Source organism: Rossellomorea sp. DA94, assembly GCF_029834455.1.
Taxonomy (GTDB): domain Bacteria; phylum Bacillota; class Bacilli; order Bacillales; family Bacillaceae_B; genus Rossellomorea; species Rossellomorea vietnamensis.
Genome location: NZ_CP122397.1, coordinates 3,903,251 through 3,927,218, shown reverse-complemented (window position 1 = coordinate 3,927,218; position 23,968 = coordinate 3,903,251). Strand labels below are relative to the sequence as shown.

The 23,968-nt window shown below is 45.9% G+C and carries 26 protein-coding genes; 16 read left to right on the top strand and 10 right to left on the bottom strand.

Features of this window, described 5'->3' with window-relative positions; translation table 11 throughout:
* The first annotated feature begins 88 nt into the window (after positions 1-88).
* The gene (locus P8596_RS20480) at positions 89-964 is read left to right on the top strand and encodes a LysR family transcriptional regulator (protein ID WP_279724870.1); all 876 of its coding nucleotides are present in this window, start codon (positions 89-91) and stop codon (positions 962-964) included.
* 101 nt (positions 965-1,065) lie between these two features.
* Complete coding sequence (locus P8596_RS20475) at positions 1,066-2,229, top strand: iron-containing alcohol dehydrogenase (protein ID WP_279724867.1); 1,164 nt, start codon at positions 1,066-1,068, stop codon at positions 2,227-2,229.
* A gap of 95 nt (positions 2,230-2,324) precedes the next feature.
* Here the strand turns inward: P8596_RS20475 and P8596_RS20470 are convergent, their stop codons facing one another.
* Entirely contained in the window at positions 2,325-2,780 is a 456-nt protein-coding gene (locus tag P8596_RS20470) for a hypothetical protein (RefSeq protein WP_224521994.1), read from the bottom strand.
* 76 nt (positions 2,781-2,856) lie between these two features.
* Here P8596_RS20470 and P8596_RS20465 point away from each other — a divergent pair, with 76 nt between their 5' ends.
* From P8596_RS20465 to P8596_RS20450, 4 genes are all read left to right on the top strand, one after another.
* On the top strand, positions 2,857-4,311 hold the full coding sequence (locus tag P8596_RS20465; RefSeq protein ID WP_481900306.1) for a DEAD/DEAH box helicase: 1,455 nt from the start codon (positions 2,857-2,859) through the stop codon (positions 4,309-4,311).
* Positions 4,312-4,444: 133 nt separating this feature from the next.
* Positions 4,445-6,025: a long-chain-fatty-acid--CoA ligase gene (locus P8596_RS20460; protein WP_279724865.1), complete on the top strand. Its 1,581-nt coding sequence runs from the start codon at positions 4,445-4,447 to the stop codon at positions 6,023-6,025.
* 183 nt (positions 6,026-6,208) lie between these two features.
* Positions 6,209-7,066 (top strand): dimethylarginine dimethylaminohydrolase family protein, encoded by an 858-nt coding sequence (locus P8596_RS20455; RefSeq protein ID WP_279724864.1) that lies wholly within the window; start codon positions 6,209-6,211, stop codon positions 7,064-7,066.
* 139 nt (positions 7,067-7,205) lie between these two features.
* Positions 7,206-8,585: an alkaline phosphatase gene (locus P8596_RS20450; RefSeq protein WP_279724863.1), complete on the top strand. Its 1,380-nt coding sequence runs from the start codon at positions 7,206-7,208 to the stop codon at positions 8,583-8,585.
* Positions 8,586-8,634: 49 nt separating this feature from the next.
* On the opposite strand, the gene P8596_RS20445 is transcribed toward P8596_RS20450, so the two are convergent.
* Positions 8,635-8,814: an H-type small acid-soluble spore protein gene (locus tag P8596_RS20445; protein WP_061809731.1), complete on the bottom strand. Its 180-nt coding sequence runs from the start codon at positions 8,812-8,814 to the stop codon at positions 8,635-8,637.
* Between the two features lie 110 nt (positions 8,815-8,924).
* Here P8596_RS20445 and P8596_RS20440 point away from each other — a divergent pair, with 110 nt between their 5' ends.
* Entirely contained in the window at positions 8,925-9,077 is a 153-nt protein-coding gene (locus P8596_RS20440; protein WP_156030171.1) for a hypothetical protein, read from the top strand.
* 55 nt (positions 9,078-9,132) lie between these two features.
* On the opposite strand, the gene P8596_RS20435 is transcribed toward P8596_RS20440, so the two are convergent.
* Positions 9,133-9,273, bottom strand: a complete 141-nt coding sequence (locus P8596_RS20435) for a hypothetical protein (RefSeq protein ID WP_179126082.1) — start codon at positions 9,271-9,273, stop codon at positions 9,133-9,135.
* A 173-nt stretch (positions 9,274-9,446) separates the two neighbouring features.
* Here P8596_RS20435 and P8596_RS20430 point away from each other — a divergent pair, with 173 nt between their 5' ends.
* Positions 9,447-10,823 carry a PGAP1-like alpha/beta domain-containing protein gene (locus P8596_RS20430; RefSeq protein ID WP_279724861.1) on the top strand — a complete coding sequence of 459 codons (1,377 nt, stop codon included), beginning with the start codon at positions 9,447-9,449 and terminating at the stop codon, positions 10,821-10,823.
* A gap of 50 nt (positions 10,824-10,873) precedes the next feature.
* On the opposite strand, the gene P8596_RS20425 is transcribed toward P8596_RS20430, so the two are convergent.
* Positions 10,874-11,188 carry a thioredoxin family protein gene (locus tag P8596_RS20425; RefSeq protein WP_034764088.1) on the bottom strand — a complete coding sequence of 105 codons (315 nt, stop codon included), beginning with the start codon at positions 11,186-11,188 and terminating at the stop codon, positions 10,874-10,876.
* 103 nt (positions 11,189-11,291) lie between these two features.
* Here P8596_RS20425 and P8596_RS20420 point away from each other — a divergent pair, with 103 nt between their 5' ends.
* The gene (locus P8596_RS20420; RefSeq protein WP_279724859.1) at positions 11,292-12,353 is read left to right on the top strand and encodes an oxidoreductase; all 1,062 of its coding nucleotides are present in this window, start codon (positions 11,292-11,294) and stop codon (positions 12,351-12,353) included.
* Positions 12,354-12,397: 44 nt separating this feature from the next.
* Here P8596_RS20420 and P8596_RS20415 read toward each other — a convergent pair whose 3' ends face one another.
* From P8596_RS20415 to P8596_RS20400, 4 genes are all read right to left on the bottom strand, one after another.
* On the bottom strand, positions 12,398-13,504 hold the full coding sequence (locus P8596_RS20415; RefSeq protein WP_279724857.1) for a Ger(x)C family spore germination protein: 1,107 nt from the start codon (positions 13,502-13,504) through the stop codon (positions 12,398-12,400).
* Positions 13,501-14,589 carry a GerAB/ArcD/ProY family transporter gene (locus tag P8596_RS20410; protein WP_279724856.1) on the bottom strand — a complete coding sequence of 363 codons (1,089 nt, stop codon included), beginning with the start codon at positions 14,587-14,589 and terminating at the stop codon, positions 13,501-13,503. Before P8596_RS20410 ends, P8596_RS20415 begins: the two co-directional genes overlap by 4 nt.
* A gap of 17 nt (positions 14,590-14,606) precedes the next feature.
* Positions 14,607-16,112 (bottom strand): spore germination protein, encoded by a 1,506-nt coding sequence (locus tag P8596_RS20405; RefSeq protein WP_279724855.1) that lies wholly within the window; start codon positions 16,110-16,112, stop codon positions 14,607-14,609.
* Between the two features lie 156 nt (positions 16,113-16,268).
* Positions 16,269-17,228 (bottom strand): ABC transporter substrate-binding protein, encoded by a 960-nt coding sequence (locus P8596_RS20400; protein WP_279724854.1) that lies wholly within the window; start codon positions 17,226-17,228, stop codon positions 16,269-16,271.
* A gap of 215 nt (positions 17,229-17,443) precedes the next feature.
* On the opposite strand from P8596_RS20400, the gene P8596_RS20395 reads away from it, so the two are divergent.
* The 5 genes from P8596_RS20395 to P8596_RS20375 are packed head-to-tail and all read left to right on the top strand — an operon-like array spanning position 17,444 to position 21,365.
* Positions 17,444-18,430 carry a FecCD family ABC transporter permease gene (locus P8596_RS20395; RefSeq protein ID WP_254652269.1) on the top strand — a complete coding sequence of 329 codons (987 nt, stop codon included), beginning with the start codon at positions 17,444-17,446 and terminating at the stop codon, positions 18,428-18,430.
* 3 nt (positions 18,431-18,433) lie between these two features.
* On the top strand, positions 18,434-19,489 hold the full coding sequence (locus P8596_RS20390; protein ID WP_279724853.1) for a FecCD family ABC transporter permease: 1,056 nt from the start codon (positions 18,434-18,436) through the stop codon (positions 19,487-19,489).
* 15 nt (positions 19,490-19,504) lie between these two features.
* Complete coding sequence (locus P8596_RS20385) at positions 19,505-20,323, top strand: ABC transporter ATP-binding protein (RefSeq protein WP_159362752.1); 819 nt, start codon at positions 19,505-19,507, stop codon at positions 20,321-20,323.
* Positions 20,320-21,075 (top strand): siderophore-iron reductase FhuF, encoded by a 756-nt coding sequence (fhuF, locus tag P8596_RS20380; RefSeq protein ID WP_279724852.1) that lies wholly within the window; start codon positions 20,320-20,322, stop codon positions 21,073-21,075. Before P8596_RS20385 ends, fhuF begins: the two co-directional genes overlap by 4 nt.
* 26 nt (positions 21,076-21,101) lie before the next feature.
* Positions 21,102-21,365: a DUF2573 family protein gene (locus tag P8596_RS20375; RefSeq protein WP_034764060.1), complete on the top strand. Its 264-nt coding sequence runs from the start codon at positions 21,102-21,104 to the stop codon at positions 21,363-21,365.
* A gap of 99 nt (positions 21,366-21,464) precedes the next feature.
* On the opposite strand, the gene P8596_RS20370 is transcribed toward P8596_RS20375, so the two are convergent.
* Together P8596_RS20370 and P8596_RS20365 are read right to left on the bottom strand one after the other, a co-directional pair.
* Positions 21,465-21,812 carry a spore coat protein gene (locus tag P8596_RS20370; RefSeq protein WP_148970081.1) on the bottom strand — a complete coding sequence of 116 codons (348 nt, stop codon included), beginning with the start codon at positions 21,810-21,812 and terminating at the stop codon, positions 21,465-21,467.
* A gap of 17 nt (positions 21,813-21,829) precedes the next feature.
* Positions 21,830-22,087, bottom strand: coding sequence for a hypothetical protein (locus tag P8596_RS20365; protein WP_034764614.1), 258 nt, complete (start codon positions 22,085-22,087; stop codon positions 21,830-21,832).
* 324 nt (positions 22,088-22,411) lie between these two features.
* Between P8596_RS20365 and P8596_RS20360 the strand changes: the two genes are divergently transcribed.
* Together P8596_RS20360 and P8596_RS20355 are read left to right on the top strand one after the other, a co-directional pair.
* Entirely contained in the window at positions 22,412-23,329 is a 918-nt protein-coding gene (locus tag P8596_RS20360; protein ID WP_034764054.1) for a proline dehydrogenase family protein, read from the top strand.
* Positions 23,330-23,400: 71 nt separating this feature from the next.
* On the top strand, positions 23,401-23,895 hold the full coding sequence (locus P8596_RS20355) for a GNAT family N-acetyltransferase (RefSeq protein WP_224522007.1): 495 nt from the start codon (positions 23,401-23,403) through the stop codon (positions 23,893-23,895).
* Positions 23,896-23,968: the final 73 nt, after the last annotated feature.

Genomic DNA, 23,968 nt, shown 5'->3' with positions numbered 1-23,968 from the left:
TGGTTAAGAGTATATCATTGATGGGGAGATTAAAGTTATCTATAATTATCGATACTAATGATTGTAATGGATGATAGGGGGGAGAAAAATGGATCTGAACTATTTTTATACATTTAAAGAAGTGGTTAAATGGGGGAGTTACACGAAGACCGGGGAGGAACTCGGATATGCCCAGTCCAGTGTGACGACCCAGATCAAGAAGCTGGAAGAGTATTATGGGATAAAATTATTTGAACGGGTCGGCGGGAAAATGAGGCTCACACAGTCAGGGGAAGAGCTTTACTACTACGTGGAAAAAGTAGTGTCCCTTCTGGATGAAGCGGAAGAACGGATCTCCCAGGAAAGCAATCTGCGGGGGACCTTGCGGATCGGGACCGTGGAATCCCTCGCAGCTTATTTCATCACGCCTTACATCAAAGAATTAAAAGGGAAGCATCCTGAATTAAAGATCCTCCTTGAATCCGGACTTTGTCCGAACTTAAAGGACGGCATCCTTGAAGGGAAGTACGATATGGCTATCCTTCTTGACCGTTTTTCAGAACATCCCGACTTAACGACGATTCCCATCCGGCAGGAGAAATTGGTCATGATTGCCCCCCCGAGTCACCGCTTGCATTCTCTGAAGAAAATGAACGTAAGGGAGCTTGAATCGGAAACCCTCATTTTAACGGAGAAAGGTTGTTCGTACCGGGTCTTATTGGAGAACCTTTTGAAAGAGAACGATGTGCAGGCAAAATCTGTCATTTCCTTCAGTAGCTTGGAGGCTATCAAACAATGTGTAGCCGACGACCTGGGTCTGGCTATCCTGCCTGAGATAGCCGTGCAAAAGGAGATTGAGAGTGGAAAGGTCGTTCAGATTTCATTTGATCATGAAAAAAGCCCTCTTTATACACAGATTATTTATCTTGAAAAAAAGTGGCTGACGCCTCCACTTACACAATTGATCGGAGCCCTGACTATTTAAAAATCAAAAATATTGATGAGCAAGATGAAAAACTATCAATAACTTTATGGGTCGAAAAGATGGTAAAATGAATGGATAATTCTTACGAAGAGGTGCTGAACATGAACACTTTTTTACAATACAATCCGACAAAGCTTTACTTTGGAAAGGATGAAGTGAAGCAGTTGTCTTCCATTTTGGACAAGGGACTGAAGGTCTTACTGGTCTGTGGCGGAGGCAGCATCAAGAGAAATGGCGTTTACGATGATGTGATGGAAGAGTTGGGGCAAATAGATGCCAACGTATTTGAGTTAAAGGGAGTGGAACCCAATCCACGACTGACCACTGTCCGTAAAGGTGTCGATATCTGCAAAACAGAAGGCATTGACTTCATTCTGGCTGTAGGCGGCGGAAGTGTGATCGACTGCACAAAAGCGATATCGGCAGGAGCAAAGTACGAGGGGGACGTGTGGGAACTGATCACCGCCAAATCTCCGATCGAGGAAGCACTTCCCTTTGGAACGGTGCTGACTTTGGCTGCGACAGGTTCTGAAATGAACTCTGTGTCTGTGATTACGAACTGGGAGACGAATGATAAATTAGGTTGGGGCTCACAGCATGTGTTCCCGAAGTTTTCAATATTGGATCCTTCTTACACATTCTCTGTACCCCGCGATCAGACGATCTATGGGATCGTCGACAGCATGTCCCATGCCCTTGAACATTATTTCCATCGGACGGAAAATACGCCGATGATTGACGGATTCATTGAGTCACTCTTGAGGACGGCAATTGCAACCGGTCCTAAGCTACTGGAGGATCTCGAGTCCTTCGAGCATAGGGAAACAATGATGTATATCAGTACGACGGCTTTCAATGGATCTCTTTCAAACGGGACCGACGGAGGGGATTGGGCCACCCACCGAATCGAGCATGCCATTTCGGCCATATACGATATTCCCCATGGCGGCGGTCTTGCGATTCTTTTCCCGAACTGGCTGGAGCATGTACTGGAAGAGGATCCATCCCGGGTCAAACAGCTTGCGGTAAATGTGTTCGGGGTCTCGCCTGAAGGCAAGGAAGATATCGACGTCGCACGTGAAGGGGCGAAAGCTCTGCGCGACTTCTGGAACTCCCTGGGGGCACCGGGCACACTTGCCGATTATGACATTGATGATAGTCAGTTCGATTCCATTGTGGAGAAGACGTTCATTAAGCCTGGCGTAGGTACGTATAAAGAAATGGACGGGGACAGTGTGAGGGATATATTGACAAGATCTCTTTGACCGAATCCCCCCATCGCACATGCTGCACGAAGACAAAAAAAGGACGAATCGACACACCGATTCGTCCTTTTTCATTCTTCTTGCCACCCCGGATGCTACCGTCTCCGGAATCCTTCTTCACGCAGATACAACGCTGCTTCATCATACCCGCCGAAGCTGTCCTCCAGATTGTCACCGGCATAAATGTTCCAGCGGTCATCTTCTTCAATCAGCATGAGGGAATGCCCTTCTGCATCTTTCCACAACTGCTCCACGGGAGGGGCGACTTCTTCTTCCGTTGCCAGATGATCAATGGAAGCACGGATGATGTCCCGCAGTTCGTCACGATTAAAATCCCGGATATTTACGAGTCCTTTTTGATTGGTTTCATATTCAGGCAGACTGCCTGTGTAAACAAAACCGTTCCCGTTCGGGTGCAGGTGATAGACGACGGTCGTTTTTTCATAGAGGCTGTCTTCAAAGTGGAAGTTCACCCGGTTCAGTGAAACGTCCTTTCGGGTAAGCTCGGGAAATTCTTCTATGAGTGTTAATTTATCTTCAAATGTCAGCAATGTAATTCCTCATTTCATTTTACGATTTTCCCATTATAACATAGTGCCCTATTTTCTATAGAGGATTACGGGTATAATGAGAATCAAAGAGGTGACCCCATTGAATGATTTTACTTCCTTAGGAATTCAACCTAAGTACGTCAATGCATTAAAAGAACAATCCATAACAGAACCGACGCCGATTCAGAGCGAAACCATCCCTGTATTATTAAATGGTGAGGACGTGATCGGACAGGCACAGACCGGTACGGGAAAAACGATGGCGTTTCTCCTGCCCATGCTTGCGAAAATCGATCCGGAAAAAGATGAGATCCAGTCCCTTATCGTGACTCCGACGAGGGAGCTTGCGATTCAGGTAACTGCTGAATTGAATCAAATCCTTTCTTCTGTGGAAGATGATATACATGTATTAGCCGTGTACGGTGGTCAGGATGTTGAGAAACAGATTAAGAGACTGAAGAATAAGGCGATTCATATTGTGATCGGAACACCGGGACGACTGCTTGATCATGTGCGCCGGGAGACGGTCGATTTTTCAAATGTTAGGTTCCTCGTATTGGATGAAGCGGATCAGATGCTTCATATCGGCTTCTTCGATGAAGTGGAGTCGATCATCCGCGAGACGCCGTTCACTCGTCAGACCGCCCTGTTTTCAGCGACGATGTCCAAGGATATCCGTAAGATCGGGAAGCGCTATATGAATAACCCTCATAATGTACAGATCCGGGAGAAAGACAAGATCGTACAGGAAATTCAGCAGGAAATCGTGGAAACGACGGATCGTCAGAAGCTGGATGCCCTCAGTCAAACGATCCACGACGTCCAGCCGTTCCTCGGCATCATTTTCTGCCGGACGAAGAGGAGGGTCAGCAAGCTGCTCGGAGACCTTAAAGCGAGAGGCTTTCTGGTCGATGAGCTCCACGGTGACTTGTCCCAGGCGAAACGGGAAAATGTGATGAAGAAGTTCCGGGACGCGAAGCTTCAGCTTCTTATCGCAACGGACGTGGCGGCCAGGGGTCTTGACGTGGAGGGCGTGACCCATGTGTTCAATTATGATATCCCTCAAGATGTGGAAAGCTACATCCATCGAATCGGGCGTACGGGCCGTGCCGGGAAAGACGGGCTTGCCATCACCTTTGTTGCACTGAAGGATAAGCAGGATCTTGAAATGATCGAGAAAGGCATCGGACGTTCATTGCCCCGCCGAGTGGTGGAGGTCGTTTCTACTAAAGAAACCCCCAATAGCCCTAAAGGATCCAGTGAAAGTGCAAAGGATCGCCGCGAAAAGAATATACAAGCGAGTAAGGAGAGAAAAGCAAGGTCTCCTAGGGGGGGCAGATCCAGGACGGGTGACACGAATGGTCCGTCGCGCAGTCGAAGGTCCAAGAGTGAAGGCAAGAATCCCCGCCGCGGTGGTGGTGAATCATCGGGTGCCTCCCGTGGTAAGCCAAGCAGCTCGTCTGGAAGAAACAACAATGGTAATCAAGGAAATAGTGGTAGCAGATCCTCTTCGAATCGAAGAGGGCGCTGATTTCTAAGGCATGGTGACGATAGGGTCATCATGCTTTTTTAGAAGATATAAATATCTGAATATTCCCATAAATAGTCTGAATCTGTTAATATAGTCCATATAAGATTGATAAATAGAGGGGATGGATGTACATATGCATGTACCATTGGTGTTAACGGATTTTCTGGATCGGGCAGTGGAGTTATACGGGGATAAGGTAGCGATCATCGATGACAAAAAGCGTTTGACGTATAAACAGCTCGGTGACCGTGTGAATCAACTGGCAAGAGGACTGAAGGCGTTCGGGATAGAAAAAGGGGATAAGGTGGCGTATCTTGCTCCCAACACGACAGAGATGCTGGAAGGATTTTATGGCGTTTACTCTGTCGGAGGGGTCATGACGCCTTTGAATACCAGATTAAAGCCAGCCGATTATCAATTTATCCTCGCCCATAGTGAAAGTAAGGCCCTGTTTGTCGATGAGGAGCTCTATCCGTTGGTTCAGCCGATTCTATCGAAGGTTCCTCACTTGAAGCATGTGGTCATTCACGGGAAAACGATGGACGGTCATCCGGGCTATGAAGAGTGGCGTGGCTCGTTCAGTCGCGAGACGTTCTCCCGTGCAGAACTGGAAGAGACGGATATCGCGTCCCTTCTTTATACAAGCGGCACGACGGGGGATCCGAAGGGAGTGCTCCTCACACACAGGTCCAATTATTTGCATGCCCTGTCTTCCATGCATCATTTGCGGGTGACGGATCAGGATACGCTTCTTCACGTCCTGCCCATGTTCCATGTGAACGGTTGGGGATCACCATTTTATTATACGGCCAACGGTGCGACCCAGGTGATGCTGAGAAAAGTGGATCCGGAAGTGATACTGGATAAGGTGGAGAAGCATGATGTTACCGTTATGCATATGGCACCGACCGTTCTCAACATGCTCCTCGAGTCCTATCCGGACAGGGATCGTTCCATCGGGCAAAAAGTAAGGGTTGTCATTGCCGGATCTGCCCCTCCACCGGCATTCGTCCGGAAAGTGGAGGAGAATCTAAAGTGGGAATTCATCCAGGTCTACGGGATGACGGAAATCTCACCCCTTATCACGACTTCTATATTAAGGTCCTCGGAACAGGACCGGCCAAAGGAAGAGACATATCGCCTGAAGGCAAAAGCGGGATACAGCATGATCGGGAGTATGGTGAAGGTGGTCAATGAACTCGGGGAAGCGGTGCCTCATGATGGAAAAGCGATTGGCGAAATCGTGACGAGGACCAATACGGTGATGGAAGGATATTATAAAAACCCGGAAGCCACCAATCAAACGATCAGGGAAGGATGGCTGCATACGGGAGATATGGCGACGGTCGACGAAGACGGATACATCGAAATTGTCGACCGGATGAAAGACGTCATCATAAGCGGCGGGGAAAACATTTCGTCCATCGAGGTGGAGGGAGCCCTTTACGAGCATGATGGCGTCCTTGAAGCAGCGGTCGTGGCCATTCCCCATGAACGATGGGGGGAAGTTCCCCATGCAGTAGTGGTTCTAAGAGAGGGTCACACCTTAACAGAACAGGAACTGATCGATTTTACGAGAGAAAAGCTTGCCCACTTCAAGGCACCAAAGAGCATTACTTTCGCGAAAGAATTACCTAAAACCGCATCAGGAAAGATCCAAAAAGTGGTGATCCGGAAAGAGTTTTGGAAGGATCATGACCGGATGGTTCATTGATGAGAAAAAGGCGTGCACCTGCACGCCTTTTTCATTTTATGTGACAAATGCCCTTATTTCGTCCATCGGGCGGCTCTTTGTCCCTGTTCATCCCCAGACGGCATAAGTTATAAAAAGGACGTTTTATCTTCATAATAACAGGGAAAAGCAGTTTTTAAGAGTAGATAATTGGAGGGCGTAAAGATGAGTTTAAATTCCCCGTTGGTTCCAAAATCAAAAACGCATTGTACCAATGAGTATGGAAAATTAAAGAAAGTGGTCGTGGTTTCACCTGAAAACATGCAAATCAATGAAATCATAAATGAAACGCAAAAGCATTTTTTGAAAGAGAATATTGATATAGATAAAGCTGTTTCCCAACATAAAGCATTTGTTGAAGCATTGGAGAGAAATGGATCTGAGGTGATTCATCTTCAACCTTCGCCTGAATTCAATGAACAAGTCTTCACGAGAGATATCGGTTTTACGATTCATGATCAGTTTTTCGTCGCATCGATGAATACGGATGTCAGGCGGGGAGAAGTGAAAACTCTCAAACACTGGCTGGAAGAAAATGAGGTACCCCATACAGAACTTCTCCATTCCATTGAAGGTGGGGATGTTCTTGTTGATGAGGAAATTATTTGGATCGGCGTGAGCGGTCGAACGAATCAGCTTGCAATACAATCCCTGAGGAATCAGCTCACACCATATACCGTACATGAACTCCCATTAAGGGAAGACATACTCCATTTGGATTGTGTATTCACCATCATTTCCAGTGAATGGGCACTTGTATATCCGCCGGCCTTTTCCGAAGGGGATCTCGAGACCATCAAGAAGCACTACAACATCATCACGGTGACGGATGAAGAACAATTTCAAATGGGACCGAATGTACTGGCCATCGGGAATCATAAGATCATCAGTCTTACCCAGAACCAAGCATTAAATAAGCGAATCAGAGCAGAAGGGTTTGACGTGATCGAACTGGATCTGTCAGAAATCATTAAATCAGGCGGATCATTCCGCTGCTGTACACTTCCCCTTATAAGAGAATGATATCGAAAAAACAGGTGACTTTTTGCCTGTTTTTTTCAATTTACATAAGCTTTACTTTCCTGTATTCGTTTCGTAAATGCTTCTTCATATTTCCCCTTTATGCTTCTACATGTACCATGAATTATAGGAGGTAGGGAAAATGAAGAAATCAATGAAGAAGATTCTTCCGTTAGCGGTCGTATCCTCATTAGCTCTTGGAAGTGTCATAGGATTGAACCAGGACAACACAGAAGCACAAGCCAAGGAATCAAAAAATGGGAAAGCCAAGAACGTCATCTTTATGATCGGTGATGGAATGGGTGTACCGTACACAACCGGCCTTCGTTATATGAACGATAATCCGGATACGATGGAAATGGAGAAGACGGCATTTGATCCTTACCTAGTCGGACTACAAACGACGTACCCGGAAGATGAAAAAGAGAACGTAACAGACTCAGCGGCTGCCGCAACGGCAATGAGCGGCGGAGTGAAAACATATAATAACGCGATTGCAGTAGATAATGATAAATCAGATGTAAAAACGGTTCTGGAACAAGCGAAAGAAAACGGCATGTCTACAGGAATTGTAGCAACGTCAGAAATCACGCATGCTACACCGGCATCTTACGGGGCACACGAAGAGTCACGTAAGAGCGAAGATGCGATTGCCAATGATTATTACGATGAAATGATCAACGGTAAGCATAAGATTGATGTCATGCTTGGTGGAGGAACGGATTTCTTCGAGCGTGATGATCGTAATATTGCAGAACAATTCAAAAAAGACGGATACAGCTATGTGAAATCAGCTGATGAGCTAAAAAAAGATAAGAATGATCAAATTCTTGGTCTGTTCGCTGAATCCGGAATGGACAAGATGATTGACCGTGATGAGAAGCAACCGAGCTTAGCAGATATGACGACGGCTGCCCTTGACCGTTTAAAAGGAGATAAAGATGGTTTCTTCTTAATGGTGGAAGGTAGTCAGATCGACTGGGCCGGTCATGATAATGATGTAGTCGGTGCGATGAGTGAAATGAGAGACTTTGAACAAGCGTTTGAAAAAGTAAGAGATTTTGCAAAAGAAAATGGAGAAACTCTTGTCATCGTAACAGCAGACCATTCAACGGGTGGAATCTCAATTGGCTCTGACGGTGAGTACAACTGGGATCCAGCTCCGATCCAAGCGGCAAAGCATACACCTGACTATATGGCAGAGCAGATTGTTAATGGTGCATCGGTTGAAGAAACATTAGCGAATAATATCGACCTTGAACTGACGCCTGAAGAAATCGCTTCTGTGAAAATTGCTGCTGAAAAAGGTGATCAAACGGAAATCGATAATGCGATCGAGAAGATTTTTGATAAACGTTCGGGAACTGGCTGGACAACAGACGGACACACTGGTGACGACGTTCCTGTTTATGCCTTTGGTCCTCAAAAAGAGAAATTTGCCGGTTTGATCGATAATACTGATCAGGCGAACCAAATATTTGAACTATTGAAGAACAAAGGGAAAATTAAAGACAAGAAATGATCTGAATGAAGACCACGACGGGGAACTTGCCCCGGCGTGGTCTTTTTTCTTATACCTCTTCTAAATCAGATACACTTACTTCTGAACGTTCTTCCAAAGGTCCTCGAAGATGCACAACAGCGGTTTTTCCGTCTTCTGATACAGAGTCGATCCAAACGGATGCATCTTTGTATTTGACTTGGATGTCGGCTGAAGAAGATAAGATCTGTTTTACTCGATTTTGGTCCATTTTTCATACCTCCTAATGTTTTCATTGAATAGTGTGTCCCAATTCGGTAGAACCATGAGCCGCATAATTCCAATGGGGAATTGATACTCTATTAGTGAAAGGGTGATGATATGAAGAAGCAGGAAGAAAATATGTCCGCCACAGAGGCCAACATGGAATTAAACGAACGATTAAATGGTGATGATGAGAGGGAAGCCGACCAGAGTCATATACATGTTGAATCCAACATGATTCCAGTGAATATCTCAGGAGAAGATGAGTGACCCCTTTTCCAAAACAAAATAAAAACCTGCCTGAAACGAATCAGGCAGGTTTTTACTATTTCGTTTTATTTTTTTGATCTTTATTATGCTTATTACCCTTGCTATTATCACCGCTTGTGATTTCATTTGCGAACTCTGTCGTGCCGCGTTTTGGTGAGTTTTGGTTTGCACTGCCTTTGTTGTTTTTCTTTGTCAAAGGAATCCCTCCATATTAGTAAAATCGATATTAGTTTTTGATAAGGACAAGGGGACTATTCAATTCGGGGAGAATATATGTCTTTATTCCTGAATTTAACAATCAGGATGAATTTTAATCAGTACTGAACGATAATGAAGAAAAGAACTCTTTCTATTGGGAGGGCTATGCTGATGCAAGAAAGAATGAAAGAAATGCGGGAAGGAAAACCAGGCAGGTGGTTTAAAGATGAGGAAGCAGCGAATACGGAAGGGTTTCCGGTCTTGTTTGTCCATGGCATCAATACTTCATCAGACACGTGGCTTTCGAATAATGATATGCTCCCCATCATCCGTGGAGCAGGTTATCAATCGGTGTTCATCGATTTGCACCGGGACGAGGACATGTGGACGAATGGCGGGATTTTAGCAGAAAAGATAGGTGAAATGTACGATTCTTTAAAGGAAAAGCTCGTGATTGTCGGTCACAGCAAGGGAGGGATCGATGCCCAAACGGCACTGTTGCATTACGGTGCTTCCCCTTATGTGGAACGGGTCATTACACTATCAACTCCCCATCATGGATCAGAGCTCGCCGATCTTGCTTTTAGTAAATGGGCAGGATGGCTGACCGATGCGTTGAAAAGCAAGACCCCTGCCGTCTTTTCATTGCAAACGGGCTACATGAAAGGTTTCAGGTCGGAAATGGACCGGCATGATCTTGCCAGAAGCATCCCTTTTTATACGTTTGGCGGTACAGGTTGGGGCGGAGCGCAATCTGAACTGTTTTGGGGAGGGCTTTATTTAAGCCGGTTTGGTCAGAGCGATGGTGCTGTCCTGGTGAAGAGCTCCCGGCTCCCTTATGGCAAAGAAGTAGCGGTACGGGACTGGACTCATTCGACCATTAAAGAAGGGAGTACCATTTTTCCCTTTATGAAGGAACTTCTCTCGGATGAGGTGAAAGATGTCGTTCATGCTGAAGCGAACGAACAGGTTAAGGAAGAGGAAACCTCGGTGCTTCACAGAGGAGGGATAGTGAATGGTGTGGCAGTGGAACATTTCTCTGTGGAAGAAAGGGTTGAGAGGCTCACGATCGACTGGGTCAGCGATCAACGGGATACGATGTATGAACTGGTGGGGCCGGACGGTCAAGTATACAGGCAGTGGAGTGTGGCTGAAGATGCTACAGGGTATTTCCCCGGCGCTTTTCATCACAGCATCCAGCTTGCTGCCCCCATTCCCGGAAGGTGGGAAGTAAGGGCTCACGCGTCTCAAGAACATTATATGCTGAGCATTCTCTTTCATAAGAAATCAGCAGTGACTTCCTTGACTGCAAGTGATCAAAAGTTGTCGAAAAAAATGTATACGATCCACCATATCCCAATGAAGAGCGGGAAAAAACCCTCAACACTCATTACTTCTGAAGATCTGTCGTCCCTGCCACTGGCAGACTTTGAGGAAGGAATTCACAACATCACCCTTGACCTTGAAGGGAAAACGGAGCAGGGAAACGAATTTCAACGAACAGTGATTCAAACGGTGTATGTAGATGGAAAGGGAAATATTTATTAAGTGAAGAACAAAGGTCCGTCCCTCTGTATAAATAGGGACGGACCTTTACATTATAGTGTGTTCAGGAATTCTGTCACTTGTTCTGGTGATTTGGCGTTGGCGCTGTGCAGATGGGCTTGTTTTTCGCCGTTTTTGTATACCAGCAGGCTTGGAATACCCATGACGTCATATTTCTCTGCTATTTCCGGGAATTCGTCCTTATTGATGTCATACCATTTATATTGATTGAATTCTTCCATGATTTCATCAATGAACATATCCATTCGACGGCAGTCAGGGCACCAGTCTGCATGGAATTTTACGATGACAGGCTCTGTTGATGTAATAAGATCGTCAAAGGTTTCTTTATTTTTGATTGATTGCATGATGATAACCTCCCTTTCCCACTTATTTTATACAAAACAGAGACTGATTGTAAAACGAATCATTTTTCGTCTCATCTTGTACATGATAATATGAGAATACATTTTGAAAGAAAAAGGTGACAATATGCAGCCCATTAAAGTTGGTTTAGCAGGATACGGTTTTTCAGGACAAAGCTTTCATCGTCCTTTACTCTCTCATTTAGAGGAATTTCATATAGAAGCGGTCATGTCTTCCAATGAAGAAAAAGTAGTAAACGATATGGAGGGGACGACTGTGGTGACCTCCCTTGAAGACCTGCTTCAGGAAGACATCGAATTAGTCGTCATCACAACTCCCAATCACCTTCACTACAGTATGATCAAGCAATCATTGTTAGCCGATAAGCATGTGATCGTAGAGAAGCCATTTGTAACGGATAGCCGGGAAGGGCAGGAGCTATTGGCACTGGCGAAAGAAAGAGGACTTCATCTCTCGGTTTTTCATAACCGTCGCTGGGATGCGGACTTCCTGACGATTCAGCAATTGGTGAAAGAAGGGACGCTTGGACCGATCTATACATACGAAGCGCATTTTGACCGGTACCGCCCGGCCATCAAGGACAGGTGGAAAGAGAATAAGATCGAAGGGGCAGGCGTCCTTTATGACCTAGGATCCCATCTGCTAGATCAGGCCCTCACCCTGTTCGGGAAACCCAATTGGGTGCAGGCGGATGTGTTCCCGCAACGGGATCCGGAAAAGGCAGAGGACTACTTCCTCATCACCCTCGGATATGACGTCATGAGGGTTCAGCTGTATTCACGTTCAATCGTATTGGATCCGGGGCCACGCTATCAGGTTCATGGACTGAAAGGAAGCTTTGTGAAGCATGGAATGGATCGTCAGGAGGATGACCTTAAGGCAGGAAAGAATCCTGTTTCTGAAGAATGGGGAATCGAAGACGAGGAAAATTGGGGTGTCCTTACGACCATCTCAGGTGAAGAGGTCACATCTGAAGTCATTCCATCGGAAAAAGGGGACTACACTCAATTTTACCTTGGGGTATACGGGGCAGTAAGAAAAAATCAGCCTCTCCCTGTCGACCCGGAAGAGGCTTTGAACGTCATCACGATCATCGAAGCATGTAAAGAAAGTGCAGCTTCCGGACGAGTCATCACTTTAAACTAAAAAAAGGGGCTCCCTGAACTTGCAGGGAGTCCCTTTTCCATATCTTATTCCACCGTCCCAGCTTCCAAAATCTGAACATTGGCGTCAATATTGAATTTCACACGAGGATATATGCTGTCTTCCCATTCCTTGAAATCAAATCCCCGTACGCCGTGTTTTTGGATTTGCCCGATGCCGACAGGGTCGATTCCAAGATCCTGAAATTCTTTCAGCATCTTCATTCCATTTTCTTCAATATCTTTTTTCATTTGTTTCTCCACTTCAACCACTTTCTCAGGAGTCAATCTCTTTCCAGTATACTCACGGATGATCCCCCTGATTTTGATGCGGATCGTCACTTCCACAGGATCGGCATGGTGCTTGACGATGATTTTGTTCTTGGAGATGAGACTGGTCACAGAGGCCTCAATGGACTTTTCCACATGGCCGCTGCTCTTTTCTTCTCCCATCTTGATGACGTGACTGCCTTCAGCATACTTATCCACTAGCAATTTGAAATAAAACATATCCTTGGCAGGAATCTTTTTGACCATTTTGTCTTTGTCGAATAAGGCGATGCCCGTGATACCCACGCTTTCATTGGATAATTGTTTCAAGATTGGCAGATAAGGTGTCTGACCTTCCTGGAAATAATCATAGATGAACATATGAAGATTGGTTTCGGGCAGTTCTCTCCGGGTGATATTGTGGTGGATCAGATTGGAGAGGTAGGTCCCGTTCCCCCTTAAGCCGTAATTCCCTTTAATGAGCTCGCCGGCTTCCCCTTCAGTCACAGTCAAATAAAGCCTGGCCCCAACACTCGCATCCCTTTGCAGGGAATCACCGATATCGATGATCCCCTTCTTGGCAAGCTCCTCACCGATCAAAACGACGTCCAAGCTTCCTCGGACCAGGGGCTGCTGTGATCTTCTTTCCAATTTCTCAAGCACTTCCCTTGTAGAGGAGGCTTCTGCTGACAGCGTCCCGTTTTGAATCGATTTATCGGCTAAGTAAATCGGGAAGAGAGCCGTCCCCCTTATTCTATCATCTCCTACATAGTCGTAGGCTTTCCCTGTTTCGATATATAAGTCGTCCAGGATTTCCTTCTCCACACACCCTGTCAGAAACAAGAAACAAATGAGAAAAGCAGTGAGCAAACATGTACGTTTCATTGTTTATTCCTCACTTTCTTCATGATGATCACAAGCAGCAGAAGAGCAGGAATGTAAAAATAATTAATGTAAAATCCAATCTGCCCTGATATCGTATTCAGGAAATTCACTTGTTTCCTGTCAGTGAAAAAGGTGAGGGCGGATAAGCAAAGGAGGCAGATGATCAACAAAGTATGCCTGTGCTTCAGTGGAGTCATCCGTTTTAAGGTTCTGCTTGCACACCAGATCGCAATACATACGTTTGGAAGGATGATCAAACACCAATTGGCAATACCGATATACTCAAACCGTTCCACGAATGGCATTTCGACGATTTTCCACATAGAAAGAGTGGCCCAGACGGTCTTTTCCAGCTGTTTCTGACTGAAAAACGCGAAAGAAACAACGGCTAATATCGTATAAAGGATAGTGGTCGTAAACAATGCCCAGTGGGCATATTTCTGAGATTTCTTAGCATCTTTCACAAAAGGATATAGTAGTAAAATGGCTTCATAACCTAAATACGTCAGGGACATGTTCTTGGTGGAAATCAATAGATCCTTCACCGTATGATCAAAGACAGGCAGGACATTCCGGAAGTCGGCATACTTAAAGGTGAAGGCAAACGTCAATACGAGATAACTCGGAAGGAAGATACCAAAAAAGGCCGTTCCGGTCACCGTCCGTACCCCGCCGTTGACAATATAGTAAACAAGGATGAGAAAGAGCAAGGAAAAGAAGAACGTACTCAATCTTGGATACATCCACACCTGTAATACCTCGATATACGTACGCATAATGGTAATCACCAGTAAACTGAAATAGATGACGAAGAAGAAACTGAATATTTTCCCGATCCACTTTCCGAATGCCACAGTGTGGGCAGATACAAGGTCTCCATCCACTCTATTTAAAATCTGATACATGAGAAACATGATAACGTGAGTGAATACACCTGCAAGAATGACAGAAATCCATCCATCATAGCCTGCATTTTTTGAAATGATACGCTGGAAACCGAGGACCCCTGCCCCGACTTGAATGGAGTGAATGAGAAAAAAGATCATGAACGGCGATATTTTTCTTCTATCCGGAATCGGCTGCATTTGATCACCTCCAACCATTATTCATCGATATCAAGCTTTTTCTTCCCTTCGGACGGACGGAACCTGAACGGTTTCTTTGTTCGAAGGTATTCAGGACGGCCGCCTTGTCTGCTGAAGGGAAGTCGAATGAGTGCATCTTTTAAGTCTTTTACCCGCGGTGGGAAAAGAGGTTCTAAAAACGGTCTGCCAAGGGACGTCAATTGCAGGAGATGACCCATCAGAAGGCAGAAACAGTAGACGATCCCAAGCAGTCCCCAAAGTTGTGCAAACAATAGGAAGGGAAAACGCAGTAGACGGATCGTATTACTCATCCGGTATACGGGAGTGGTAAAAGAAGCAAGGGCAGCAAGTGCCACCAATATGAGCAGTACATTACTCGTGATCCCCGCTTCAACGGATGCCGTCCCGATGACGATACCTCCAACGATACCGATTGTCTGACCAACCTTGGTCGGAAGGCGTGCTCCTGCTTCCCGCAGCAGTTCGATCGTCAACTCAAGAAATAATGCCTCGAGAATAGGGGGCAGAGGGATCTCTTGTCTTGACGTGATGAGTGTAGCCATTAAATCCTTCGGTATGAGCTCATAATGATACGTCAATGCGGCTACATAAATGGGTGTGATCAAAATGGAGAATGCCACGGCGAATACACGGACCAGACGCAGGAAAGAGGAAATGAAGAAATTCAGGAAATAATCCTCATATGCGTTAAAAAATTCTACAAGTGTGGTCGGCCCGATCAAAGCATGCGGCGATCCATCCACCATGATGGCAATTTTACCCTCGGCAAGTACGGACGCGACCCGGTCAGGTCGTTCAGAGTCCAATAGTTGTGGGAAGGGGGACTTACCGTTATCGGCAATCAACTGTTCAACGAATGAGCTGTCCATGATTTGATCAAAGTCGATATCCCTTAATCGCTGCCGGACCGTATTGACATTTGCTTCATCTGCCAGTCCATCAATATAGAGCAGCACGACCCGGGTATGGGTGAGTGTTCCGAGATTGAATTCTTCCACCAGCATTTCCTTGATAGGCAGCCGCTTTCTTATGAGGTTCAGATTATCACTGAGAGACTCTACGAATGCCTCCTTTGGTCCGACGACACTGAATTCCACTTCCGGCTGAGAGACTTTCCGGCCCATTTCGTTCTTGGTCGCGATGAAGGCAAATTTTCGGTTGGAAGCATCCATTGTCAGGAGGGTATATCCGTTATACAGCTTCTGTTCGATTTGGGTTTCATCTGTGGAGATTTGAATATCCAATACAGGGACCAGTGTTTTTAAATCATCGAAAGAGTGAAAATCCTTTGAAAGCAGGGAAGGAAGGACATCCTCCTGCAGGATCTTTCCATCAATCAACGTCGTCACGAAGTGAAGGCTGAACTTCACCCCCGTATGTGGATTCTGGTAAAAGGCCTGTTTATAATCGGCAGATTTCTCCGCTTCCTTTTTCAGACTTTCATATGATTGCTTCTTACTGTTCTTATCGCTGTTTTTCTTGTTCTTAAAGAATGGAAACATACTAATCCCTCATGTCCGATGTATGGTCTATCCTGTAGTGTTACCGAAAAAAGGAGAATTATGAAAAAGGAAGGGGGATAGGGAAAAATACGTAAAGTGCTCATGAAAATCAGCATAGAAAAAGCCGGAAAGGGGGACGCCCTTTCCGGCTAACGTTTATTCCTGTTCCAGGAAATACTTCTCAATATCATCGAGCATCTCATTTGCGGCCAGGACCCCGCCTGCCGTGTTCCAAATCGCATCACTTACTTCATATACTTTGTCTTGTTTTGCTACTTCGAGGTTTTTGAACAACGGATCGTTCAGCCACTCTTCAGCAAGTTTGTTCGCTTCGCCGTCGCCTGTTTCATATGTGAAGTAGAACAGGACATCTCCGTCCATTGCCGGGATGCGTTCTTTCGTTACACCCTTTTCTGCAAAGTCATCTACATCCTGACCTTCAGGACGGGCGAACCCTAGTTGATCCAAGATCACTCCTGAGAATGAATCTTTATGATAAATTCTTACGTCTCCAGCTAAAAAGCGGACCATGGAAACTTTTTGATTCAGTTTATCGCCGAGTTTCCCTTTCAGATCTTCAATTCGCTGATCGTACTCCGCTAATACTTCCTGACCCTTATCTTCTTTATTCACTGCTTTGGCATATAACTCGAAATTTTCTTTCCAGTTACCGCGCAATGTTTCGGCCATGACGGTTGGAGCGATGTCTTTCAACTGATTGTACTGCTCTTCCTGGCGCATTTTGTTCCCGATAATCAGGTCCGGTTGAAGCTTTGCGATCGCTTCCATGTTTAATTCGCTCTCTGTACCCACGACTTCCACGTCTTTCATCTTGTCGGCGATGTGGTCATACCAAGGATCACCTGTCCAAGATTGAACGGCACCAACGGGAGTGACCCCCATGGCAAGGAGGGCCTCGGTTCCTTCATTTGTGAGGATGACAACTTTCTTTGGCGTTCCTTTGATTTCCGTCGTCCCCATTGCGTGTTTCACTGTATACGTTTCTTCATTCGCATCATTTCCTGCAGACTCCTCTTTTTCTTCTTTATTGCCGCAGGCAGCAAGAAAGAGAAGCATAGAGATCAACAGTAAAGATAGTAAGCTTTTTAATTTCATATGTAGATCCTCCTGATATATGTTATCGGTGATAATGATTATCATTTACACTCATAATGGTAGTTGAGAAGGTTTTCATTGTCAAGACCTAAATGATAATGATTTTCAAAGTCATTGACGCTCCTTTTATTCTTCTTTAGAATAGAGAGGGAAGAACAGTACGTGATGGTTTAATTGATTTCCTTTCCTTTAAGGAATAGAAAGGTTAGCACATAATGACTATTCAAAAAAAGCTTCTTTTATTTATAGGAACATTTCTTTTTCTTATCCTGTGCATCGGGATCAGTATTGTATACGGATACACGGATACAAGTTGGCAAACAGCCATCGAGGCTTTTTCCAACCCTACTGGATCGACGGAGCATATCGTGCTTCAGACCATCCGGTTACCAAGGGCGCTCATTGCAGCGGCCGTAGGTGGTTCCCTTGCGATTTCAGGGGTTTTGATGCAAACGTTGACCAATAATCCCCTCGCATCTCCAGGGATTTTCGGAATCAATGCAGGGGGAGCTTTTATGGTGGTCGTAGCGGTAACGCTCTTTGGCGTAACCAACCTGCAATCCTTTACGTGGCTCGCCTTTCTTGGTGCCGCCATTGCAGCGGTCGGCGTATTCGTCATCAGCTCTGCCGGAGATAAAGGCTTGACGCCTATGAAGCTGACGCTTGCAGGGGCGGCAATCACCGCTATGTTTTCTTCCTTTACACAGGGATTACTTGTCTTGAACGAAGCGGCACTTGAGCAGGTGTTATTCTGGCTCGCGGGATCTGTCCAGGGAAGAAGTCTTGATATATTGAGCGGGGTCTTTCCCTATATAGTGGCTGGCTGGATTCTTGCCCTCTTTATTGCCGGCAAGATGAATATCCTCGCCATGGGGGAAGATGTGGCGAAAGGACTCGGCCTGAAAACGAATGTAATCAAGTTTCTTGCTTTATTGGTGGTCGTCCTCTTGGCTGGTGGATCCGTCGCTGTAGCCGGCCCCATCGGTTTCATCGGGATTGTCATTCCCCATTTAGCAAGGAAAATCATCGGTGTGGACCACAGGTGGCTGATTCCTTTCTCGGGACTTCTCGGAGCGATCTTATTACTGGTTGCCGACATTGGAGCACGCTACGTCATCATGCCCCAGGAAGTGCCAGTCGGTGTCATGACCGCCATCATCGGAGCACCATTCTTCGTGTATGTGGCAAGGAAGGGGTTTTAACCGATGAATCGATTTATAGGAAAACGATGGCTACAGGACCGTGTTTCGATGCTCGTTGATCTTTCAGCACTTAAAAAAATAACCATCCTGGGTTTGATTACATTCCTGGTTCTGATCATGAGTACAGGAATAGGGGACTTGAAGATTGCCCCATGGAAGGTGATCAGTGTCTTCTTTGGAGGGGGGACGAGCCTGGAGCAACTCGTGGTGACGTCATTCCGCCTGCCGCGGATCCTCATCGCACTGCTTGCCGGGATGGCGTTAGCCGTTGCCGGGGGAATCCTTCAAGGGATGATACGCAACCCCCTTGCTTCACCGGACATCATCGGTATCACAGGAGCAGCGGGAGCGGCTGTCGTAGCCTTCCTGACCCTTTTCAGCAATGATGATAATACGTTGATGGTCAGCATTAAATGGCTGCCGGTTGCTGCATTCATCGGCGCAACCGTCATTGCCTTTCTGGTTTACTTTTTAGCCTGGCGAAAAGGGGTATCACCTGTCAGACTCGTTCTCATCGGCATTGGTATCTCGGCTTTGACTCAAGCTTTGACCACGTTGCTTATGATACTCGGCCCGATCTACAGGGCCAGTCAGGCAAATATCTGGATCACGGGTACAGTGAACGGTTCTGACTGGCAGGATGTGTGGATCCTGCTTCCTTGGAGCCTGGTCTTTATCCTGTTAAGCTTCTTTATTACCCGTCAGCTGAATATACAGGAACTAGGCGAAGAAATCGCCACTAGTGTTGGAGGGAATGTTCAACGGCAGCGGTTCTTTCTCCTTCTCATGTCAACGGCATTAGTGGGCGGAGCCGTCGCATTTGCCGGTGGAATCGGCTTTGTAGGCTTGATGGCTCCCCACATGGCAAGGAGGATGGTCGGTTCTTCTTTCGGGGCATTACTTCCGACTGCAGCCCTGATCGGCGGGATCCTCGTCATGGTGGCAGACTTGATCGGCAGGACACTCTTCCTGCCACTCGAAGTCCCGGCGGGTGTCTTTACGGCAGCGATCGGCGCACCGTATTTTATCTATCTTTTATTCAAAACAAGAAATTCTTAAAGGAGTTGGCCATAGATGAGTGACGTACTACAAACGAAGGATTTGACTCTATCTTACGGGGAACGGACGATCATCGATGAATTGAATATTGACATTCCACAAGGGGAGATTTCGGTCTTCATCGGCGGGAACGGCTGCGGGAAATCCACGCTTCTTCGTTCCATTGCCCGTCTGCTTAAGCCGAAGCAGGGATCGGTCCTGTTGGATGGGGAGGCGATCTCACGTTTGTCAACGAAGGAAGTCGCTCGTAAAATGGCCATTCTTCCTCAGTCCCCAACGGCTCCAGAAGGGCTGACCGTCCTTCAGCTCGTCAAGCAGGGGCGCTACCCTCATCAAACCTGGCTCAAGCAATGGTCACAGAAAGATGAAGAAATTGTCCAGGATGCATTGAAAGCAACGAAGATGGAGGATCTGCAGCACCGGAAAGTGGATGAACTATCGGGAGGGCAGAGGCAGCGCGCGTGGATTGCCCTGACACTCGCACAGGATACAGACATCATCCTGTTGGATGAGCCAACGACGTATCTTGATATGACCCATCAGATCGAGATACTGGACTTATTATTCGAACTGAATGAGAAAGAGCAGCGCACCATCGTCATGGTCCTTCATGACCTGAACCTTGCCTGCAGATACGCCCATAATATCGTAGCCATCCGGGATAAACAGATCTATGCTCAAGGAAAACCCGAAGAGGTGATCAGCTGTGAACTCGTGAAAAATGTGTTCGATATGGACTGCCAGGTATCCCGGGACCCATTATTCGGCACGCCTTTATGCATCCCGTTCGGTAAAGGACGATGCATCTTGAAAGACGCAGTGGAGACAGGATGAGCACCCTCACCGAACAGCAGTGGGAGATCTTGAGGAAATACCGTTTCCACGCGTCCGCCCCTGCTTTAAAAGGGGAAGAGGCAACCTCATTCCTGGATGGCGGGAAGATGAAATCCTATTTATCCCAGCGTCGCTCCCTGATCGGGACGGACGACCTTAAAGTGGCAGCCTCCTTATTCATGAAGCGCTATGCGTTTGTAGCAGCAATGGGTTTAATGACCATGACATACTGGGATAAGAAATTGAATCTCAAGCCTGAAAACCTGGTCATGGTCGATGGGGGGGAAAATGGATTATGGATGCCTCAATTCCACTTGAAGGATGCGTCGGTGACGGAGTTTACATCCCCTGAAGAAAAGAAGATGTTCATTCAATCCATTTTCCAGGATCATCTCGATCACGTGATTCAGTCGATTAAACATGCCACAAAGCTATCGAACCTGATTCTTTGGGAAAACATTGCCGTATATGTATTCTGGATATTCGAGAGTGATGACTTCCTTCTAAACGAAGGGACGGGGAGCGGCAGTGATGACCAACTGCGGATGCTCCTGTCAGATGAAAACAGCCCCTGGTTCGGAAACTATCACCGAAATCCACTGGCCAGATATTATAGCGGAAAAGTAAATGTAGAGGGGAAAACGGAAAAAATACGTGTCAGAAAAACATGCTGCTTCTCCTACAGATTGGAGAACGGGGAACAATATCGCTGTAAAACTTGTCCGCAGACCTGTCTGGTTAAAAAGACCTAATTCACATTTGCAAGGAGGCTAACGCAATGAAGGAATTCCCTGAACAATTTGATGCGTTACTTGAAAAGTACACGGAACTGTTGGTGGGTGAAACCGACGCAAGTAAGAAAGAAATGGTGACACAATACGCTCTTTACTCATTTATCGCGAAGAACATGCCGGCACTGGTGAAACATTGGAATTCCCTCTACCCGGAGGGGAAAGATGAAATGAAACGGATCGTCGGGGAGATCAAAGAGATGAATGAAGCACATCGGGCGGAAATGAGCAGGAAGAAAAAAGATGAATGACGATACTGATTGAAAAAGTACCCTACTGGTGTGAAGAGGGTGCTTTTTTTTGGATTCTAACCAACAAAAAAAGGCAGACCCGAGTCTGCCTTCCGTTCATTATTGGACCTGACCGCCGTACCCATATGGAAATTGGGAAGAATACTGCTGATGCTGCTGATAGGACTGCTGGATCTTTTGGCTGTCGGCAGCCTCCAGCTTGTACCAGCCTTTGCGGAACATTTCATTGTATAATTCCCGTTGGGCATTTTGCGTTTCGTTGAAAATCGTCAGGAGATCCTGATATAAAGCTTGATGGCTTGCTTCATTCAATGCCGTACAATAGGAAGCCGTCATATATTTTTCATGGGACAGGACATCCGTAATGAAGTCGCGATCATTCATTTGTGGCGTTTCCGGCACTTGCGTTTGAGGATTTTGGATTTTTTGCTGATTCTGTTGATTCATGGTTTAAGGACTCCTTTCTACATCATATTTTGGTTGGTCGTATTTAGATGGGCAAGCAGCTGTTGGTAGTGGCGCTGATGCATCTGGCCACATTTATCGAGCTCCGCTTTAATCTCCGTATCCTGACAGTGAGCAGCGGCAAAATGACATTTCTTCATGGCAGTCAGATTCCAGGCAAGCATGTCATTTAAATAAAGTGAATCCTTCGTAGTGAGCATATGCGGCGGCTGTGTGTACGTTTGCTGCTGGCTCCCTTGTTGAGGTTGTTGTTGCATATTCCATTCCTCCGTTTCCTTTTTTAGTCTTCGATACCCTTTCTCAGGTGCTTTCGGATAGGTAATATTACCCTGTATACGGCACGGTAAGAAAGCGGTATCATCAGAAGGCAAAGGTTAGTTTTCCTACTATCCAACATCCTTATTCACGTATTTACAAATTCCGATAATATTCTACTAAGAAAGTTTTGAAAGTATATTCAAATCGTTTAAAAGGTGATAAAATGTTGGTAAATATACTAATAGTATGAACCTTCTCTTTTTTAGCAATAAAGAAAACGGTTTCATAGTAGGATATATATGTTTTTTCAGGGGGTAAGCAACATGGAGCAAGCAATGCGTAATTTCTTTTTATTCCTTTCAAAAAATAAGCCGATGACGAAACTTGCCAAAAAGTATGGCCTGCGCTTTGGTGCCGGTCGGTTCGTTGCGGGGTCTTCCATCCTGCAGGCAGTTGAGGTTATTCGTGAGCTGAATAGTCAGAATCTTGTTGTAACGATCGACTATTTGGGAGAGTTTGTGGACAATGAGCGTGAAGCAAACGAAATGGCCCTTGAATGTGTAGAGGCGATTCGTGCCATCGGGAGAGAGAAACTCGACTCTCAGCTATCCCTAAAAATGACTTCAATGGGACTGGATATTTCTGAAGAGGTAGTCATGAAGAATATGAGAATGATTCTTGAAGAAGCAACCAAACAGAACGTATTCGTGACCATTGACATGGAAGACTATTCCCGCTGTGGAAAGACCATTGATATTTTCACGAGGCTGAAGTCAGAGTATGATAACATCGGCACGGTCATCCAAGCCTATTTATATAGAACAGAAAAGGATATCGATGATTTGAATGCGTATTCCCCCAATCTGCGTCTTGTAAAAGGGGCTTATAAAGAGTCACCTGAAGTTGCGTTCCCGGAAAAGAAGGACGTGGACGAGAATTTCAAAAAAATCATCAAGACTCATCTATTGAACGGGAATTATACGGCGATTGCCACCCATGATGATGAGATGATCGAATATACGAAGAGACTCGTGGAAGAATACAAGATCCCGCGTGATCAGTTCGAGTTTCAAATGCTTTTCGGCATCCGTGTGGAACGTCAGCATGAACTGGTCAAGGAAGGCTACAAAATGCGCGTCTATGTCCCATACGGCACGGACTGGTACGGATACTTCATGAGAAGACTGGCTGAAAGACCGGCCAACGTCGCCTTTGTTCTAAAAGGGGTCATGAAAAAATAATAGTAAGTAAGATAAAGACTCTATGGAAGCTCATAGGGTCTTATTTATTTAGGAGATGGGAGGAAGGGAGAATGAAGATTGTTCCTTTTCGGGTGGAAGGAAAGTATTTCAAGAAAATGATTTCGTTATATTGCAGGCTATTTCAGGTGGATCCAAGGGGAATGGAAGACCAATTCAAACGGCATTCCACGTATCCCCTTTTTGAGGGGTACCTCGCCATTATCGATGAACAAGTGGCAGGATATATTTATGGTTATTCTTCAAGAAAGGGTCAATACTATCACGAACTGCTGGCACGTCATTTACATTCCGAACCTGAATGGATGAAAGATTGCATGGAGCTGGTGGAACTGGGGGTCGACCCAGCATACAGAGGCAGGGGGATCGGGAAGCTACTGGTTGGGCAATTACTGCAAAATAGAAAAGAGAAACGGGTCCTCCTCACGACCCGCAAAGATAATCACACGGCCATCGCTTTTTATCATGCCGGGGGATTTAAGGTCATCCGGGAAGGGTTTTATCCGAATGTCCCACATGAATATATCATTATGGGCAAGCATTTATAGGGGCTGGTGAGGAAGGCATAATAATTGTTACGGAATTCACAATGTTATATGATAGAAAGGAATAATCTTCATG

Excerpts from the sequence above, each read along its gene's own strand:
- P8596_RS20450 (WP_279724863.1), top strand. The coding sequence starts at position 7,206 with ATGAAGAAATCAATGAAGAAGATTCTTCCGTTAGCGGTCGTATCCTCA.
- P8596_RS20410 (WP_279724856.1), bottom strand. The coding sequence starts at position 14,589 with ATGCAGCCGATTCCGGATAGAAGAAAAATATCGCCGTTCATGATCTTT.
- P8596_RS20430 (WP_279724861.1), top strand. The coding sequence starts at position 9,447 with ATGCAAGAAAGAATGAAAGAAATGCGGGAAGGAAAACCAGGCAGGTGG.
- fhuF (WP_279724852.1), top strand. The coding sequence starts at position 20,320 with ATGAGCACCCTCACCGAACAGCAGTGGGAGATCTTGAGGAAATACCGT.
- P8596_RS20425 (WP_034764088.1), bottom strand. The coding sequence starts at position 11,188 with ATGCAATCAATCAAAAATAAAGAAACCTTTGACGATCTTATTACATCA.
- P8596_RS20355 (WP_224522007.1), top strand. The coding sequence starts at position 23,401 with ATGAAGATTGTTCCTTTTCGGGTGGAAGGAAAGTATTTCAAGAAAATG.
- P8596_RS20405 (WP_279724855.1), bottom strand. The coding sequence starts at position 16,112 with ATGTTTCCATTCTTTAAGAACAAGAAAAACAGCGATAAGAACAGTAAG.
- P8596_RS20465 (WP_481900306.1), top strand. The coding sequence starts at position 2,857 with ATGAGAATCAAAGAGGTGACCCCATTGAATGATTTTACTTCCTTAGGA.
- P8596_RS20385 (WP_159362752.1), top strand. The coding sequence starts at position 19,505 with ATGAGTGACGTACTACAAACGAAGGATTTGACTCTATCTTACGGGGAA.
- P8596_RS20395 (WP_254652269.1), top strand. The coding sequence starts at position 17,444 with ATGACTATTCAAAAAAAGCTTCTTTTATTTATAGGAACATTTCTTTTT.
- P8596_RS20360 (WP_034764054.1), top strand. The coding sequence starts at position 22,412 with ATGGAGCAAGCAATGCGTAATTTCTTTTTATTCCTTTCAAAAAATAAG.
- P8596_RS20445 (WP_061809731.1), bottom strand. The coding sequence starts at position 8,814 with ATGGACCAAAATCGAGTAAAACAGATCTTATCTTCTTCAGCCGACATC.
- P8596_RS20475 (WP_279724867.1), top strand. The coding sequence starts at position 1,066 with ATGAACACTTTTTTACAATACAATCCGACAAAGCTTTACTTTGGAAAG.
- P8596_RS20480 (WP_279724870.1), top strand. The coding sequence starts at position 89 with ATGGATCTGAACTATTTTTATACATTTAAAGAAGTGGTTAAATGGGGG.
- P8596_RS20365 (WP_034764614.1), bottom strand. The coding sequence starts at position 22,087 with ATGCAACAACAACCTCAACAAGGGAGCCAGCAGCAAACGTACACACAG.
- P8596_RS20375 (WP_034764060.1), top strand. The coding sequence starts at position 21,102 with ATGAAGGAATTCCCTGAACAATTTGATGCGTTACTTGAAAAGTACACG.
- P8596_RS20370 (WP_148970081.1), bottom strand. The coding sequence starts at position 21,812 with ATGAATCAACAGAATCAGCAAAAAATCCAAAATCCTCAAACGCAAGTG.
- P8596_RS20455 (WP_279724864.1), top strand. The coding sequence starts at position 6,209 with ATGAGTTTAAATTCCCCGTTGGTTCCAAAATCAAAAACGCATTGTACC.
- P8596_RS20390 (WP_279724853.1), top strand. The coding sequence starts at position 18,434 with ATGAATCGATTTATAGGAAAACGATGGCTACAGGACCGTGTTTCGATG.
- P8596_RS20440 (WP_156030171.1), top strand. The coding sequence starts at position 8,925 with ATGAAGAAGCAGGAAGAAAATATGTCCGCCACAGAGGCCAACATGGAA.
- P8596_RS20400 (WP_279724854.1), bottom strand. The coding sequence starts at position 17,228 with ATGAAATTAAAAAGCTTACTATCTTTACTGTTGATCTCTATGCTTCTC.
- P8596_RS20460 (WP_279724865.1), top strand. The coding sequence starts at position 4,445 with ATGCATGTACCATTGGTGTTAACGGATTTTCTGGATCGGGCAGTGGAG.
- P8596_RS20415 (WP_279724857.1), bottom strand. The coding sequence starts at position 13,504 with ATGAAACGTACATGTTTGCTCACTGCTTTTCTCATTTGTTTCTTGTTT.